The organism is Shewanella mytili (genome assembly GCF_046765975.1).
In the GTDB taxonomy this organism is placed as follows: Bacteria; Pseudomonadota; Gammaproteobacteria; order Enterobacterales; family Shewanellaceae; genus Shewanella; species Shewanella mytili.
Window position 1 is genome coordinate 29,528 of record NZ_JBKOUD010000020.1, and the last position, 16,272, is coordinate 45,799.

Sequence of the window (16,272 nt, forward strand, 5' to 3'; positions counted from 1 at the left end):
AAAGAGAAACGCGAACTCCCTATCTTGCCGTTATTTTACACCCTATTTAACTCACAGACTTATCCACAGGCTGTGGGGCATTTTGTCGTGGCCGAAAATCCCCTGTTGTGGCATGCTTAACAGCCTGATGGAAACCAATAATCGTAAGCCAACTATGCCAAAAATTGCTGAAAATCCCTTAATCCTTGTGGATGGTTCTTCTTATCTTTACCGCGCCTATTACGCACCACCACATCTGACCAATTCCAAGGGAGAAGCCACCGGTGCAGTTTATGGGGTAGTCAATATGCTGCGCAGTTTGCTGGGCAAGTTCCAGCCGCAGCAAATGGCGGTGATTTTTGATGCCAAAGGCCCGACATTTCGCAATGAAATGTACCAGGAATACAAGGCAAATCGCCCCCCCATGCCGGAAGATTTGCGCAGTCAGATCCAGCCGTTGCATGACATCATCAAAGCCCTTGGCCTGCCACTCATCTGTCAGCCCGGGGTAGAAGCCGATGACATTATCGGCACGCTGGCATCCCGCGCCAGCAAAGACGGACGCGCCATTCTTATCAGCACCGGCGATAAGGACATGGCTCAATTGGTTGACCATAACATCACCTTAATCAACACCATGACAGACACCGTCATGGGGCCGGATGAAATCTGCGAAAAATTCGGCGTTGGGCCAGAGCGTATCATCGATTTACTGGCATTAATGGGGGATAAGGCCGATAACATTCCAGGCCTGCCGGGCGTGGGGGAAAAAACCGCGTTGGCCATGCTGCAAGATGGCAACTCCGTGGCCCAGCTACTGGCCAATCCGGAAAGTGTCAGCACCCTCACCTTCCGCGGTGCCAAATCCATGGCAGCCAAAATCCGGCAAAATGCCGCCATTCTGGAATTGTCCTATCAACTGGCCACCATTAAAACCGACTGTTCCCTGGAACTTGACTGGCCGCAGCTGAACATTGCCGAACCCGACCGGGATGCATTGGTGCAGCTTTACGGGGAGATGGAATTCAAGCGCTGGCTGGGTGAGGTGCTGGAAAATCGCTTGCCCCATCCCCTCACCAGCCATGCCAATGTGGGAGCCGCCGCAACCATTGCGCCGCAAAACGAGACGCCCGCACTGGAAAAAGCCGAATATGACACCATTCTCACCCAAGATGCCCTGAACACCTGGCTTGATAAACTCGCCAACGCCGACTTAATCGCGGTTGATACGGAGACCACCAGCCTTAATTACATGGATGCCAAACTGGTGGGGTTATCTTTTGCCGTCAATGTGGGTGAAGCCGCTTATCTGCCTTTGGGGCACGACTATGACGGGGCGCCAGAGCAGCTTCCCCGGGACGAAGTGTTAGCCAAACTGAAACCCTTGCTGGAAAACCCGGAGATCCAAAAAGTCGGGCAGAATCTCAAATATGACATGAGCATTCTGGCAAATGCGGGGATTAAGCTGCAGGGGGTGCGTTTTGACACCATGCTCGAATCCTACGTATTCAATTCGGTGGCATCCCGCCACGACATGGACGGCTTGGCCCTGAAATATCTGGGCTACAAGTGCATCAGTTTTGAAGATGTGGCCGGCAAAGGCGCCAAGCAACTGACCTTCAACCAAATTCCGCTGGAAGTTGCCGCGCCATATGCCGCAGAAGACGCCGACATCACTTTGCGGCTGCACCAGCACCTGTGGCCACGCTTAACCAAGGAGCAAGGGCTGTCACAGGTCTTTGACGTACTGGAAATGCCGCTGATCCCGGTGCTGTCGCAAATGGAGCGGGACGGCGTGATGATTGACACCATGCTGTTAGCCCAGCAAAGCGAAGAACTGGCCCGGCAAATTGACACCTTGGAACAAAAAGCCTACGACATTGCCGGAGAAACATTCAACCTGGGCTCGCCCAAACAGCTGCAGGCCCTGTTTTTTGACAAGCTCGGCTATCCGGTCATCAAAAAAACCCCCAAGGGCGCGCCATCCACGGCCGAGGAAGTCCTGGTTGAACTGGCACTGGATTACCCCTTGCCCAAGATCATTCTGGAACATCGCAGCCTGACCAAACTGAAAAGCACCTACACCGATAAGCTGCCCGTAATGGTCAATGGCAAAACCGGCCGGGTGCACACCAGTTATCATCAGGCCAATGCGGCAACCGGCCGCTTGTCATCCAGCGACCCCAACCTGCAAAACATTCCGGTGCGTACCGAATCCGGGCGCAAAATTCGCCAGGCCTTTATTGCGCCTACTGGCCGGAAAATCCTGGCAGCGGACTACTCGCAAATAGAACTGCGCATCATGGCCCATCTGTCAGAAGATGCCGGCTTACTGAAAGCTTTTGCCGAAGGCAAGGATATTCACCGGGCCACGGCAGCAGAAGTATTTGATATTCCTTTTGAAACGGTCACCACTGAACAGCGCCGCCGGGCCAAGGCGGTGAATTTCGGGTTAATCTACGGCATGTCGGCATTTGGACTTTCACGCCAGCTGGATATCCCCCGTAACGAGGCACAAAGCTATATCGATACCTACTTCAAGCGCTATCCCGGCGTATTGCGTTACATGGAGCAAACCCGGGCACTGGCAGCGGAGCAGGGATATGTCGCCACATTGTTTGGCCGCCGGCTTTACCTGCCAGAGATTCGGGATCGCAATGCCATGCGGCGCCAAGCCGCAGAGCGCGCCGCCATCAATGCCCCCATGCAGGGCACGGCTGCTGACATCATCAAAAAAGCCATGATCAGCATCGCCAAGTGGATTGAACAGGAAGCGAGCGGCGATATCACCATGATCATGCAGGTGCATGATGAACTGGTATTTGAAGTGTGTGAAACCAAAGCGGAAGCGCTCAAGCAAAAAGTGTGTGAACTGATGGCCGCCGCCGCCCAACTGCATGTCCCCTTGCTGGCAGAAGCCGGCATTGGTGACAACTGGGAGCAAGCGCACTAAACAATTTCTCTGTCGCCCCGAGGCCGCCAAATGGCGGCCTTTTTTCGGATTATCTGCCGGCAACGCCGGTTTTCACCCCGTTACGCCCCCGGTAATCACCAACCCAAAAGCACCTGTCACACGGACATCCTGCGCTGCCACCGCCACAAAATTTTTGTTTTATCCAATAAAAACATATGGATAGTGTTTATAGTTTGCGGAGTGCTAATTGCAGGTGTGATCCATAAAACATTATTTATGCGCAAAATAAAAAACTGTTTTCAAAATTACGGCTAATGGGCTATGATGCTGCGCGTAGGGTACAGAGGTTAAGATGTTCTATCTTTCAGACCTTTATTTCACTTTTAAGTGATGCCAAATTCTGGCGCCCCGGCAACAAGATTGCCGGGGCTATTTTTTTGGGGATAAATTAGAGTAATTACTTTAATCTGTGGTTAATCTGAGCTATGCTTTGGGCCGTTACTATCAGACCCCAAATTTGATGGTATTTGAGTCTTGTTGAAAATTTAGCTTCTCCCCAAAAGAGCTAAAATTATTGAGCCGAAGATCCGCTTGATCTTCGGTTTTTTTTATACCTCTTGCCAACGCCCGCTGGCATCATTCCTCTGCATTTGCCGCTTGTTGGGCTTGCAACAACCATTCTGGATGACACCAGTTGTCCAAAATCGCCAGTACCTTTTCCTTGCCTGTACCCTTGAGGGAGGAAAACGGCTCAACAATCACCTCGCCTTGCAAGGATTTAAGTTTATTGCGCACCTCGTTGACGGTTTTCATCCTGGCACTTTGGGTAAGCTTGTCTGACTTGGTGAGCAACACCAGTACCGATAAGCCACTGGCCACAGACCATTCCACCATCTTCTGATCCAGATCTTTTAACGGATGGCGGATATCCATCAACACCACCACGCCGGCAAGACATTCCCGATGCTGCAGATATTCGGCCAACGCCTGTTGCCACTTCAATTTCATGGCCTGGGGTACCTGGGCAAAACCGTAACCGGGCAAATCCACCAACCGCCGCCACTCATCCACCGCAAAAATGTTGATAAGCTGGGTCCGGCCGGGAGTCTTACTGGTCCTGGCCAGGTTTTTCTGATCTGTCAGCGCATTCAGCGCACTGGATTTACCGGCATTGGAACGTCCGGCAAACGCAATCTCAATGCCGTTGGCTTCTGGCAAGTGTTGTTCCAGATGTGCCAAGTCCGGCGCGCTGAGTAAAAAATGTGTTTTATGAAAGTTGATACGAGTAGTCGTCACAGGGGCAACTCCATCAGTGAACATGGATGACCACCACTATCATTATCACGGGATGGTCAGTATGGGTTAAATTAACCGTTGAGTTGTGTCATATTATCATGCCAATGGCAGACAACGGCCAGTCTCTGAAACTGAACTTCTGGTTATTATGAAAATACTCCCCATTTTTTGGCCCGCACTGTGGCTGGCATCGTCACTGTTTCAGGTAACAGCCGCCACCATTCCTGAAAAAATCAACCTTTGCAGCAGTTGCCACGGTGTTGATGGCAACAGTACCAACCCTCTGTATCCATCACTGGCAGCCCAGCGCCCGCTTTACCTGCAGCGGCAACTGCAAGCTTTTAAGGATGCGGCTCAGGATGCCAAAACGGCCGAGCGTTATGACCCGGTCATGACCGCACTGGCCGCCACACTCTCAGCAGCGGAAATCGAGGCTCTGGCGCAATACTATGCAGCGCAGCCGCGCCAGCATATGACGGCAGCGCTCATTGATGAACAGGGCAGAAAATTATACCAAGGCGGTGACCTGTCCCGGGACATTGCCGCCTGCGCCGCCTGTCACGGACGCAACGGCGAAGGGCTTGCCACCGCAGGTTTTCCGGCACTGGCAGGACAGCATCCCCAATACATTTTACTACAACTGCAAAAATTCAAAAACGGTACACGCCAGGATCACTTCCAGGGCATGATGCAAAACAGCAGCGCCAAATTAACCGAGCAAGACATGGCGATGTTGGCAGAATACATTGCCCAGTTACCCAATTTTTAGCAAAAAGATGTGATTGTTATCGGTAAGTGAAGGATTGGTGACTTGACAAGGATCTCATAATTTCCTTTAATGTGCAGCGAATGCTGATGTTATGAACAGGCAACTTATAAGAACAATCAATGCTCGTTGATACCGTTGTGCATGTAGGCAAGGATTGTCTGCTTGGCGTTATGGAGTGACGATGGTTGATGGCAATCACGACATCAATCGCAAATGAGTGCAAAACGCGGCTCATCGCCAAAAAGGTCATCCATTGACCACCAATAACGAGACGCAGGAAGCGGTAACAAAAACATGGATTTTGACCGGGAGCGTCGTTTGACACAGCACGGATGGCTGGTCAATGAATCAGGTGTTGGACACCAGGATTGAACGGCAGTCATACTGCCGTTTTTTTATGGCATAATGTTACCACTGTGCCATTAACACATGCCGCTTTAATGCCTCACTGCCCATTGTGCTTTCAGGAACAGGTCAGGCCGTTTTTTGAAGACCGCCGCCGTTATTTCTTGCGCTGCGAGCATTGCCACCTGGTATTTGCCAATCCCGGCAGTTACCTGTTACCCGATGCCGAAAAGCAGCGTTATGGACACGCCAAGCAAGGCAACAAGCAAAAACAACTGGCCCGGTTTATCGCCATGCTGTTGACGCAACTGCAAACATTGCAGCCTAACAGCACACTCAGCGGCATGAATTTTGGCAGGGTGCTGGCGCCAGCATTACTGCAGGGCATATTGCAGCCACAACAACAACTGCAGCAATACGACCCGTTTTTTGCCCCTTGCCATCAACTGTTGCACCGGCAATATGATTTCGTCAGCTGTTACCGGGTGTTTGAACACTTTCAGCAACCCGCCAAAGAGTGGCAACGGTTAATTCAGGCCCTTAAATCCGGCGGCTATCTGGCCATATCCACCCCGTTTTTACAATCAGCCACGGCATTTGCCAAATGGCATTACAAAAATAACCCGACCCACGTCAGTTTCTACCAACCCCAAACCTTTCATTACCTGGCGCAACAAGGACAATTACAACTAATATTTGCGCAGAGCGACTTTGTTCTGATGCAAAAAGCATCATAATTTGCTATAACACGCGCCCCAGACAGACTCACGGCGATAATGGCGTGAGCGTTAAACCTGGGCTTAAACATTTAGTTTATCGTCGAGAATGTCATGACCCGAATGAAAAAATCGCGTAAAGCCGGTGAATCTGCACCCAAGCATCCGCCCAGAAGCAAAAAGTCTGAGCGCGTCATTGCGCGTAAAAAACAAGACTCCGGTAATAAATCCGGTAGCCGCCAAAATCCCACCGGCAGCCAGGCAACAGCCGCTGCGGGCAAAAATACCAAAGATCCACGCATCGGCAGCAAAAAGCCGGTGGCGCTGGGCCTGGTGACCCCAACCAGCCAGCAGCCCAAAGCCGTAAAAGTGAAGCTTACCGATGAGCAGCAATTGCTGCACCTGGAAGAAGACCCAAGACTGAACCAGTTGCTGGACATGCTGGAAGAAGGACGGGATCTCAGCCCAGAGGATCAATTATGGCTGGATAAGCAACTGGCCAAAATCGAAGCATTGATGCAAAAACTTGGCATTGATGATCTTGATGAGCATCAGCCCGAAGCCCGTCATGGAGATGATGACCTGCTGGACAAATTTGATGCACAATTAACCCAGTTACAGCAGCAAAAACTATAAAAGGATGTTGTTTTGGAGATAGCGCTGATTGTCATTGCCATGCTGATCATTGCAGGGCTAAGCATGTATGCCACCATCTTGTTGTTACGCCTGAAAAAACAGACTGCGGCTCACAAAGCCATCGCGGCAGCCCAGCAGCAGGCGCTAGAACAAAAACAGCAAAAACTGCTGGGTGACATTCATTACATTGCCAGTGCCATGACAGAAGATCGCTGTGAAATCTCCGAAGGGGTTTACCGAATTGCCAAACTCTTTGAGCTGTTATCCATGACCGAACGGGTCATGGATGAATTTCCGGCGTTTTATCAACATTTTGAGGTGATAAAATGCCATCCCATCAGGGAGGCACGCAACCAACTGCCCAAACAGGAACGCATGCGGCTGGACTTGCAACGGATGAAATCGGAATCCGCACTGCAGCAGCGCATTCTGGATGAAGCCAAACAGCTGAGCCAATTTACGCCTGTCACCCATTAACCCGTTATCATCGTTAGGTATTCACGGTGATGCTAACAGCTAAAGCATGACGTGAGTCGGTGCACAAAACCCGGACAAGGCGGCAGACATTGCCGCTTTTTTCATGGATATTCCCTACTTTCCCTGCGGCCGATTGTGTTTTTTCAACCTTGATCAAGGTTATTTGACCAATAAAGCCGCATACTTCGCCCATTGCTAAACTACTGTCGGAGGACTCGCCTTGAAGCAGCCCACACACATAAGTTGGGATCAGTCGATGATCGAAAAGTATAACTACAGCGGCCCTCGTTACACCTCGTATCCCACCGCCCTGGAGTTTGATGAATCATTCACTGAAGGCGATTTACTGTCGGCGATAGCCAACAGTAAAGGGGAACACCTGTCGTTATACGTGCATGTGCCGTTTTGTGCCAAGCTGTGTTACTACTGCGGCTGCAACAAGATAGTGACCCGTCATCAGCATAAAGCCGATCAATACATCGAATACTTGGCAAAAGAGATCATCACCCGTGCACCGCTGTTTAAAAAATACAAGGTGACCCAAATGCACTGGGGTGGCGGTACACCCACCTTTTTGTCACCGGAACAGATCCTGCGCCTCACATCGTTGCTGAAAGCCAATTTCAATTTTGCCGATGAAGGGGAGTTCTCCATTGAAGTGGACCCCCGTGAAATTGAATTGACCATGCTGGACACCCTTAAAGAAGCCGGCTTCAATCGTATTTCCATTGGGGTACAGGACTTCAATAAGCAAGTTCAGGCCGCGGTGAACCGGGAGCAGGATGAACAGTTTATCTTCGATTTGATCCACAAAGCCAAAGCAATGGGATTTGTATCCACCAACGTGGATTTGATTTATGGCTTGCCGTTTCAAACCCCAGAAAGCTTTGCCCAAACCATCAGCAAAATCCTGGAGCTGGATCCGGACAGGCTTTCGGTATTCAACTATGCCCACCTGCCGGCCCGTTTTGCTGCCCAGCGGAAAATCAAAGACGAAAACCTGCCAACGCCCCAGCAGAAATTGGAAATTCTGCAATACACCATTGAAACCCTCACCGGCGCAGGCTACCAGTACATCGGCATGGATCACTTTGCCAAACCCGATGATGAGCTGGCCAAACTGCAACGTGAAGGGCGCCTGCACCGTAACTTCCAGGGCTATACCACCCAGCCTGAGTGTGACTTGTTGGGCTTAGGGGTATCTTCCATCAGCCAGATTGGCGATTGTTACGCACAAAATCAAAAGGACATCCATCCTTACTATGAAGCCATTGAGGCGGATGGCCATGCCTTGTGGAAAGGTTGCAAACTGAACCGTGACGATGAAATCCGCCGTGCTGTCATCAAGCAACTGATTTGCCACTTTGAGCTGGATATGGCGCAAATGGAGCAACAGTTGGGGATCCAGTTTGAGCAATATTTTGCCGAAGATTTAAAACTGCTGCAGACATTCATTGACGACAAATTGGTGACCATAGAAGACCGCAAAATTGAAATCAGTCCTACCGGTCGCTTGTTGATCCGTAATATCTGTATCTGTTTTGACGTGTATTTCCGTGAAAAAGCCCGTCAGCAGCAATTCTCCCGGGTAATTTAAGCATCCCTCACCGCCATGCAATCACACCAGGATTGCATGGCGCAAACGGCCCCATTGTTTGGGCCGTTTTCTTTTCCTGCCACTTTTACCGTAATGCTGCCGCACACATTTTTGCATAAAATGGCTGTTTAAGTGATTATTTTGCCGTGTTAAGCTGTTTTCCCCAGCTAAATCGTCACCAGAAAGGCTTTCATTATGTTGTCGGATGCAGTTAAAACTCGCTATCAGCAAACCCTGGCGCAATGTGAATACACCCTGGCCCGCCACCCGGCACAAACCATGGCGCAAAAGCTACAGGCAATCATGCCACTGGCAGAACAATATGCAGCTCAGGACGTCTACGGACAAGGCAAACTCATTAACGAGTTTGAACAAGATGTAGCCCGTTTGCTGGGACAGGAGGCGGCGATATTCATGCCCTCTGGCACCATGGCACAGGCCATGGCACTGCGCATCTGGGCAGATGCCAAGCAATGCCGGCAAGTTGCCTTTCATCCCACCAGTCATCTGCAATTGCATGAACACCTCGCCTACCAACAACTCCATGCGCTGGAAGCCACATTAGTGGGCGCTGCGGATGCGGCCATTAGCAGCATGGATTTGCACGCACTGAAACAACCGTTGGCCGCATTATTGCTGGAGCTTCCCATGCGGGAAATCGGCGGCCAATTACCCTCATGGGATGATTTGCTAGCCCAAGCGCAATGGGCGAAAGCGCACAATGTGGCATTACACATGGACGGCGCCAGAGTGTGGTGTTGCAGCAGCTATTACCAGCGCTCACTGGCCGAAATAGGTGGTCTGTTTGATTCTGTTTATGTCAGTTTTTACAAGGATATGGGGGGTATTGCGGGGGCAATGCTAGCAGGCTCCACAGCATTTATCGCCCAGGCCAGAATTTGGTGTCGCCGCTGTGGCGGCAATATTTTCACCCAATTTCCTGAAGTGCTGGCCGCCAAAGCGGGGCTGGAAAAACACCTGCCGGCCATGGCGGAATATGTACGCAAAGCCGGGCTCTTGAGCGAATGTTTCCGGCAGCAAGCGGGAATTGAAGTCATCCCCCACCACACCCAAGGGAACCTGTTTCATCTGCTGATAAACCAGCCAGCGGAGACACTGATGCCAAAAGTTGATACTTGGTCAAGGCAGCATCGCGTTGCCATTTTACCACTGCCCAGAACCATGACCCGCGACAGCTGCCGTTTTGAAATCACCATTGGTGAAAACGCCTTGGCGCAATCAGACCTGGCCTGGCAGCAAGCCATCACCCGTTTTGCGGCATTTATCCAGTAAATGCCGCAACTGCAAGAGCCGCCGACTGGTGGCTCTTGGCTTCCCCAGACAGGTTTGTCAACACAAAAAACCAACACATTGGTAACCTTTTATTGCCATTATCGGCGTGAATAAAGCATTACACTTAAATTTTCTGCGTTTAAATGCTTTAATGCTCCGGCAATTGCCTAATACTCAATGGGCTTTATCTGCTGGATATGGAAATGAAACGACTCATCGTGGACCTAGATGGCACCCTCACCCAAGCTGATCATCAAGACTACAGCCAAGTTTCTCCCCGCAAGGAGATAATCGCCAAACTGCAACAATACAAAGCTGCCGGTTTTGAAATCGTTATCGCCACGGCCCGCAATATGCGTACCTTTGATGGGAATATCGGTAAAATCAATATTCATACCTTGCCCGTTATCATCGCCTGGCTGGAACAGCATCACGTTCCCTACGATGAAATCCTGGTGGGAAAACCCTGGTGTGGCACTGAAGGATTTTATATTGATGATCGGGCCATAAGACCGTCAGAATTCGCATCACTTGCACCGGAAGCTATCGCGCAATTGCTGGCGAACGAGAAGCCATAGGGAGGATGGGTATGTACCTCATTACCTCTGCCACCAAGGTAGCCCCAGAGCTTCAGTCTGAATTCGGCCCGTTACCGCCCTGCTTTTTACCTGTAGGAAACCGGCGTTTATTCCACCACCAACTGGCATTAATTCCCAAGGGAGAATCGGTGGTCATGACGCTGCCGGAAGGATTCTCTCCTGGGAAGTACGACCTGGACAGCCTTAATCAATATGGTGTCAAGCTGTTGTTCTTGCCCCCGACGCTAAGCCTGGGAGAGTCTGTGGTATATGCCCTGAACCTACTGGAATTTGAGGCTGGGGAACCCTTGTTCATTCTGCATGGTGATACCTTGTTTGATGCACTGCCAACCACGTCGGATTGCTTAGGGTTAAGCCAAGTAGAAGATAACTATAACTGGGCTGCATTTGATCGGGAAAATAACCGACTATGCCAGCAGCACGATGAAACCAGCCCAACACGAGAATTGATTGCCAACGGTTTTTTCAGTTTCTCGTCACCCCATGCATTAGTGCGCCACATTACCCAGGCAAAATGGGATTTTATCACCGGGTTAAACGGTTATATGGCAGAAAAAGGACTTAGGCCCGTCACCTTTACCCACTGGTATGATTTTGGCCATAACCACACTTATTATCAGTCAAAAAGCCGCATGACCACCCAGCGGGCTTTTAATGAAATGCTGATCACCGGGCAGGTGGTGCGCAAACTCAGTCACAAGAAACAGAAATTAGCCGCAGAGGCTAATTGGTATCGCACCCTACCGGGACTGATGCGTGGGTACATTCCTCAATTACTCGCAACCCACGAAACGCCAACTCACTTTGGTTACAGCGTAGAATACCTGCACCTGACGGCGCTTAATGAACTGTACGTCTTCAGCCAATTACCCGCCTTTGCCTGGCGCAAAATTCTGAAAGCCTGCAGCCAATTTATTCAGGACGCAGCGCAATATCGGGTAAAAGATGCCCAGACACTGACAGGGTTGTTTATTGACAAAACCCAGGCGCGACTGCGTGATTTTAGCCAACAGGGTTATTTCCCCTTAAACCAGCCGATAACATTCAATGGCCAACTTCAACCGTCATTACAGGCGTTGGCACAAGCAAGCCAGCAAGCATTGCCCGCAGATGATGGTCAGCAAACATTGCTTCATGGGGATTTCTGCTTCAGCAATATCCTCTATGATTTTCGCACCTGTAATATCAAGGTGATCGATCCCAGAGGATTGGACAACCAAGGGGATCAAACCATCTACGGTAACCGTCTTTATGACATTGCCAAACTGGCGCATTCCGTATTGGGCCTTTACGATGTCATTATTGCCGGTTATTTCAAGGCCAGCTATCAGCATCAGCATCTGGAATTCACATTGGCCATTAGTGCTCGGCGCGAACGGATTATGGCTGATTTTATCCAGCTAATAAGCGCTGAGTTTGGCGTCAGTGAAGCGGAGCTTTACGCAATGCAAATCCAGCTGTTCCTCTCCATGCTACCCTTACACAGCGACAGACCGGATCGTCAGTTAGGCTTTATCGGCAACGCTTACCGGCTTTACGGGCAGCTTCTGGCCTGCACAGGAAACACATTATGATAGTCATCCCGATGGCGGGCCTCAGCTCCCGTTTTTTCAACGCCGGCTACACCCAGCCCAAATACATGCTCAAGGCCCAGGGCAAACCGCTGTTTGACCATGCGTTGCTGAGCTTCAGCACTTATTTTAGTGATACGCCATTTCTGTTTATTGTGCGCGAGCTGTATGACACGCCCGCTTTTGTCACGGCTCGCTGCCATGCATTGGGCATTAAAAATTTCCATATCGTGACCCTGACCAACCCCACCAGGGGGCAGGCGGAAACGGTCTACTTAGCCCTTGATAACATCCCGGCAGATGAACCGCTGACCATCTTTAATATCGATACCTTCAGACCAGGATTCACCCTGCCGGCCATTGCCCATGAGAGCGACGGTTATCTTGAGGTTTTTCATGGTGAAGGGAGTAATTGGTCTTACGCGAAAGCCGCTGACGCCAACAGTACCCAGGTTGTGGCGACAGCGGAAAAACAGCCCATATCCAATCTGTGCAGCACAGGACTTTACCATTTTCGGCGCTGTGCCGATTTCTGTCATGCCTTTGAAACGGAAGTCGCCCGCCCACAAAGTGAATGGCAAAAACAAGAGCTTTACATTGCCCCGCTATACAACCACCTCATTGGGGCAGGCAAAGCCATTCATTACCATCTCATTAGCGCTGATGACGTGATTTTTTGCGGTGTACCGGCTGAGTATCAAGCCTTACTGGCCAAGGATGATAACTGACCGCCAGCCAAAACATAATGCCATCAAACCGTGGCAATACTTATGTGACAATCCAACATGTGTATTAAATTCAAAGATATTACCGTTGTGGTACAAGGCCCGGTACAGGCATATCAAGGTCGAAGCCAAGCGGAGGGGATCACCCACCAGTGCCTTGAGAGCATCCGCACACACCTGCCGGGAGCCCGCATTATCCTCTCCACCTGGGAGGGGCAAGACTGTAGTGGGCTAACGCCAGATCTGTTGCTGCTCAATCAAGACCCCGGCGGCACCGTTGTGGCTTTTGATGCCGCAGGCAAGCCTCAAAAACTCAACTTCAATCGGCAAATCATCTCATCCAGCGAGGGGTTAAAACAGGTAAAAACCCGGTATGCCGTAAAACTACGTTCAGATAACTTTTTGACAGGCAACGGCTTTGTAAAAGCACTCTCTCAATTTCCGGCCAGAAATGCGCAAGACCGCATATTTCTGGAGCCGGTAGTGGTGAATACCAGTTATTTTCGTTGTTATGCCGAAGGCCAACGGGTTGTCATGCACCCCAGTGACTTTTTTCATTTTGGCCGCACCCAAGACCTGCTGCGTATTTGGGATCTTCCGCTGTTTAGCGACAGGGTTTACAACCCCAAACAGGCAGGTCAGGCCCAATATCACGGCGCCCCCCTTAGCTGCCCCCATGCTGAACAGATTTATTGCAGCAGATGGTTGCCACTATTAGATGAACGTTTCCCGCCACTGGTGCATCGCCACCAAAATTCACCTGAGTTACAAACCCTGTGGGAACGGTTTATGGCATCCAACCTGAGAGTGATGGAACCGGAGCAACTGGGATTGGGGCTGATTGACCGTTTTATTCCAAAACACAAGCGCCCCAATGAAATGAGCCACCTGGATTGGCTACTACTGTACCGGCGTTACTGCGACCCGAACTACCCGGTCTCAGCACTGACACAGTTCACCCACATTGGCTGGCAACGCATGCTCAAAATGCCATTGCGCCGCCTAAAGTTCCGTTTGGCGCCAAATCATAAATAAGCCATCTGGTACTTAAACTGTCTGCGCTGCCGCTTTTTGCCGGTACAGTGCCAGGCGTTCGCTATCAGATAAAAAAGCCATGGCCACACCGTTACGCTGAATCTGGGATAGCTGGGTGTCAGTCAAGCCCATTTGGGTTTGGGCCACCTGATATTCATGCTGGATATCAATACCACTCACCCCCGGATCGTCCGTATTCAAGCCAACACACACGCCATATTCCAGAAAAGTGCTTAACGGATGGGTTTGATAAGATGCCACGGTTGAGGTCTGCAAATTGCTGGTAGGGCATGATTCAATGCCAATTCGGTGCGTGGCCAGGTAATCAAGCAAACGGGCATCTGACACAGCATTAACACCATGGCCAATACGGCTGGCGCCCAACTGCTCAATTGCTTGCCAGATGCTTTGTGCCCCGGCCGCTTCACCGGCGTGTACCGTCACCTGCAGTCCGGCAGCCCGGACTTGCCGAAAATGGGAGCAAAAAAGTTCACCCGGAAACCCTTGCTCATCGCCGGCCAAATCAACAGCCACCAACCCGTCCGCATAGGCCAGCAAAGCCTCCAGCTCTTGTTGGCAGGCCTCATGACCGTATGACCGAGACAGGATACCTATCAGTTTCACCCCGACCGGATACAACCGGCAGCCTGCGCGCACCCCATCCATGACCGCTTCAACAACCCCCTGCAGCGGTAAATGATGGGCTTTGGCCATATAGTAAGGACTAAACCGCAACTCCACATAATCCAGGCCAGAGGCTGCGGCATCGGCCACATTCTCCAGCGCTACCCGTTGCACCGCATCCAAATCGGCCAGTACCTCCACCATCCAATCCAGTTTCCGAAGGAAAGCCAACAAGTTGGATTCCGTTCCTTGTATCTGCACCAAGGATTGCAGCGCTTCCACCGATGTCACCGGCAGTGTAATCTCATGTTGCTGTGCCAATTGCCAAATGGTGTTGATACGCACATTACCGTCAAGATGACGGTGAAGATCCACTAACGGAATGGAGGGATCAATCATAACCAGCCTTTTATTATGGGTATTGGTAACGTGCGTCTTATTGTAACATGCGGCTATAGGCGGCTGTAAAATCAAGAAAAGTTTACTATCAGCAACATAAAGCCTTGCGTGTTGGCAACCTGACAAGAGAGTGGATATGTCTTTGACAATAAATGATCACCATAAGCAACAACCGTTCTGGCAACATGTGACCCAAGCCAGACTCCCGCTTCAGAATCATTTGTCATTGGCATACTGTTTCATCCGGCATCCCGCTTCGGACAAAGCGATTGTCATCAGCAATGGCCGGGTAGAAAGCTACCTGAAATACCAGGAAACCATCCACGATTTTTACTGCCAAGGATACAGCGTATTCGTCCTTGATCATATTGGCCAGGGATTATCCAGCCGATTGACACGAAATCCCCACAAAGGCCATATCGACAGCTTTAGCCGTTATGTGGAACACTTTGAATTCTTCATGGATAAAGTGGTAAAGCCTCAAGCCCCCACCCAGCTTTATCTGCTGGGGCATTCCATGGGGAGCGCCATCGCAACACTCTATTTGGCACGGCATCCCGCTACCTTTAATGCCGCAGTTTGCTGTGCACCCATGTATGGCATCAAGCTGCCATTACCCCGCGGTTTTATTTTGTGGTTGGCCAAAAAACTCAATGCGTTTCCCCGCTCGGCAGAACCCAATTACATTATCGGGGGCACAGATTATCAACCGGCAGCTTTTGCCAAAAACCCCCTGACCCATAGTCCAAAACGCTACCAGCAACTGCTTGAGCTCTATCAGGATTTTCCTCAAATTCAGCTGGGCTCGCCCACCTATCAATGGTTAATCGAAGGCTTGCATGCCAGTGAACAAGCCCGGCAAGCAGCCGCAGCAAATACCCAAATACCGTTGCTTATACTACAGGCAGGAAATGATCAGATTGTGGATAACCATGCTCAAACCCATGCCACATCATCCATGACACAACTGGAGGTTATCCCCGGAGCCCGGCATGAAATATTAATTGAGGATGATTGTTACCGGGAAATCGCCATGAATAAAATCTTGGCATTTTTTGCACAACATACCCGTGTACCGGCATGACCACATCATGGACATACCTTCCAGGGAAAATTGATGAATTTCAGATGCAAAAAAGCCTCAGTGTTAACTGAGGCTTTTCTGTTTTTAATTGGCGCCTGGCGATGACCTACTCTCACATGGGGAGACCCCACACTACCATCGGCGCGATTGTGTTTCACTTCTGAGTTCGGGATGGGATCAGGTGGGACCACAATGCTATTGTCACCAGGCAAA

14 protein-coding genes and 1 rRNA gene are annotated in these 16,272 nt (G+C 50.5%); 12 read left to right on the forward strand and 3 right to left on the reverse strand.

Annotation, left to right across the window (positions count from 1 at the left end; all coding sequences use genetic code 11):
* Window positions 1-154 precede the first annotated feature (154 nt).
* Complete coding sequence (polA, locus tag ACIDEJ_RS14440) at window positions 155-2,932, forward strand: DNA polymerase I (protein WP_411988770.1); 2,778 nt, start codon at window positions 155-157, stop codon at window positions 2,930-2,932.
* Between the two features lie 597 nt (window positions 2,933-3,529).
* Here polA and yihA read toward each other — a convergent pair.
* Window positions 3,530-4,189 (reverse strand): ribosome biogenesis GTP-binding protein YihA/YsxC, encoded by a 660-nt coding sequence (gene yihA / locus ACIDEJ_RS14445; protein WP_411988771.1) that lies wholly within the window; start codon window positions 4,187-4,189, stop codon window positions 3,530-3,532.
* A gap of 148 nt (window positions 4,190-4,337) precedes the next feature.
* On the opposite strand from yihA, the gene ACIDEJ_RS14450 reads away from it, so the two are divergent.
* The 10 genes from ACIDEJ_RS14450 to ACIDEJ_RS14495 all read left to right on the forward strand — a co-directional run bounded on the left by ACIDEJ_RS14450 (window position 4,338) and on the right by ACIDEJ_RS14495 (window position 13,952).
* On the forward strand, window positions 4,338-4,958 hold the full coding sequence (locus tag ACIDEJ_RS14450; RefSeq protein WP_411988772.1) for a c-type cytochrome: 621 nt from the start codon (window positions 4,338-4,340) through the stop codon (window positions 4,956-4,958).
* Between the two features lie 440 nt (window positions 4,959-5,398).
* Window positions 5,399-6,040 (forward strand): methyltransferase domain-containing protein, encoded by a 642-nt coding sequence (locus ACIDEJ_RS14455; protein WP_411988773.1) that lies wholly within the window; start codon window positions 5,399-5,401, stop codon window positions 6,038-6,040.
* Between the two features lie 93 nt (window positions 6,041-6,133).
* Window positions 6,134-6,655 (forward strand): Der GTPase-activating protein YihI, encoded by a 522-nt coding sequence (yihI, locus tag ACIDEJ_RS14460; RefSeq protein WP_411988774.1) that lies wholly within the window; start codon window positions 6,134-6,136, stop codon window positions 6,653-6,655.
* A gap of 12 nt (window positions 6,656-6,667) precedes the next feature.
* Complete coding sequence (locus ACIDEJ_RS14465; protein WP_411988775.1) at window positions 6,668-7,132, forward strand: DUF2489 domain-containing protein; 465 nt, start codon at window positions 6,668-6,670, stop codon at window positions 7,130-7,132.
* 220 nt (window positions 7,133-7,352) lie between these two features.
* Entirely contained in the window at window positions 7,353-8,729 is a 1,377-nt protein-coding gene (hemN, locus tag ACIDEJ_RS14470; RefSeq protein ID WP_411988776.1) for an oxygen-independent coproporphyrinogen III oxidase, read from the forward strand.
* Between the two features lie 195 nt (window positions 8,730-8,924).
* Window positions 8,925-10,022, forward strand: a complete 1,098-nt coding sequence (locus tag ACIDEJ_RS14475) for a threonine aldolase family protein (protein WP_411988777.1) — start codon at window positions 8,925-8,927, stop codon at window positions 10,020-10,022.
* A gap of 203 nt (window positions 10,023-10,225) precedes the next feature.
* Window positions 10,226-10,600 (forward strand): HAD-IIIC family phosphatase, encoded by a 375-nt coding sequence (locus tag ACIDEJ_RS14480; RefSeq protein ID WP_411988778.1) that lies wholly within the window; start codon window positions 10,226-10,228, stop codon window positions 10,598-10,600.
* 11 nt (window positions 10,601-10,611) lie between these two features.
* Window positions 10,612-12,195, forward strand: a complete 1,584-nt coding sequence (locus ACIDEJ_RS14485; protein WP_411988779.1) for a phosphotransferase — start codon at window positions 10,612-10,614, stop codon at window positions 12,193-12,195.
* The gene (locus tag ACIDEJ_RS14490) at window positions 12,192-12,920 is read left to right on the forward strand and encodes a glycosyltransferase family 2 protein (RefSeq protein ID WP_411988780.1); all 729 of its coding nucleotides are present in this window, start codon (window positions 12,192-12,194) and stop codon (window positions 12,918-12,920) included. Before ACIDEJ_RS14485 ends, ACIDEJ_RS14490 begins: the two co-directional genes overlap by 4 nt.
* Window positions 12,921-12,977: 57 nt before the next feature.
* Window positions 12,978-13,952, forward strand: coding sequence for a WavE lipopolysaccharide synthesis family protein (locus ACIDEJ_RS14495; protein WP_411988781.1), 975 nt, complete (start codon window positions 12,978-12,980; stop codon window positions 13,950-13,952).
* Window positions 13,953-13,964: 12 nt separating this feature from the next.
* Here ACIDEJ_RS14495 and add read toward each other — a convergent pair whose 3' ends face one another.
* The gene (gene add, locus ACIDEJ_RS14500) at window positions 13,965-14,975 is read right to left on the reverse strand and encodes an adenosine deaminase (protein ID WP_411988782.1); all 1,011 of its coding nucleotides are present in this window, start codon (window positions 14,973-14,975) and stop codon (window positions 13,965-13,967) included.
* Between the two features lie 136 nt (window positions 14,976-15,111).
* On the opposite strand from add, the gene ACIDEJ_RS14505 reads away from it, so the two are divergent.
* Window positions 15,112-16,059 carry an alpha/beta fold hydrolase gene (locus ACIDEJ_RS14505; protein ID WP_411988783.1) on the forward strand — a complete coding sequence of 316 codons (948 nt, stop codon included), beginning with the start codon at window positions 15,112-15,114 and terminating at the stop codon, window positions 16,057-16,059.
* 93 nt (window positions 16,060-16,152) lie between these two features.
* Here the strand turns inward: ACIDEJ_RS14505 and rrf are convergent.
* Window positions 16,153-16,268, reverse strand: a 5S ribosomal RNA gene (rrf, locus tag ACIDEJ_RS14510).
* Between the last annotated feature and the right edge of the window lie 4 nt (window positions 16,269-16,272).

Bases quoted from the DNA above. Each gene is read 5' to 3' on its own strand.
- ACIDEJ_RS14455 (WP_411988773.1), top strand. From the start codon at position 5,399: ATGCCTCACTGCCCATTGTGCTTTCAGGAACAGGTCAGGCCGTTTTTT.
- ACIDEJ_RS14485 (WP_411988779.1), top strand. From the start codon at position 10,612: ATGTACCTCATTACCTCTGCCACCAAGGTAGCCCCAGAGCTTCAGTCT.
- ACIDEJ_RS14475 (WP_411988777.1), top strand. From the start codon at position 8,925: ATGTTGTCGGATGCAGTTAAAACTCGCTATCAGCAAACCCTGGCGCAA.
- ACIDEJ_RS14450 (WP_411988772.1), top strand. From the start codon at position 4,338: ATGAAAATACTCCCCATTTTTTGGCCCGCACTGTGGCTGGCATCGTCA.
- polA (WP_411988770.1), top strand. From the start codon at position 155: ATGCCAAAAATTGCTGAAAATCCCTTAATCCTTGTGGATGGTTCTTCT.
- ACIDEJ_RS14480 (WP_411988778.1), top strand. From the start codon at position 10,226: ATGAAACGACTCATCGTGGACCTAGATGGCACCCTCACCCAAGCTGAT.
- ACIDEJ_RS14505 (WP_411988783.1), top strand. From the start codon at position 15,112: ATGTCTTTGACAATAAATGATCACCATAAGCAACAACCGTTCTGGCAA.
- ACIDEJ_RS14490 (WP_411988780.1), top strand. From the start codon at position 12,192: ATGATAGTCATCCCGATGGCGGGCCTCAGCTCCCGTTTTTTCAACGCC.
- add (WP_411988782.1), bottom strand. From the start codon at position 14,975: ATGATTGATCCCTCCATTCCGTTAGTGGATCTTCACCGTCATCTTGAC.
- yihI (WP_411988774.1), top strand. From the start codon at position 6,134: ATGACCCGAATGAAAAAATCGCGTAAAGCCGGTGAATCTGCACCCAAG.
- ACIDEJ_RS14495 (WP_411988781.1), top strand. From the start codon at position 12,978: ATGTGTATTAAATTCAAAGATATTACCGTTGTGGTACAAGGCCCGGTA.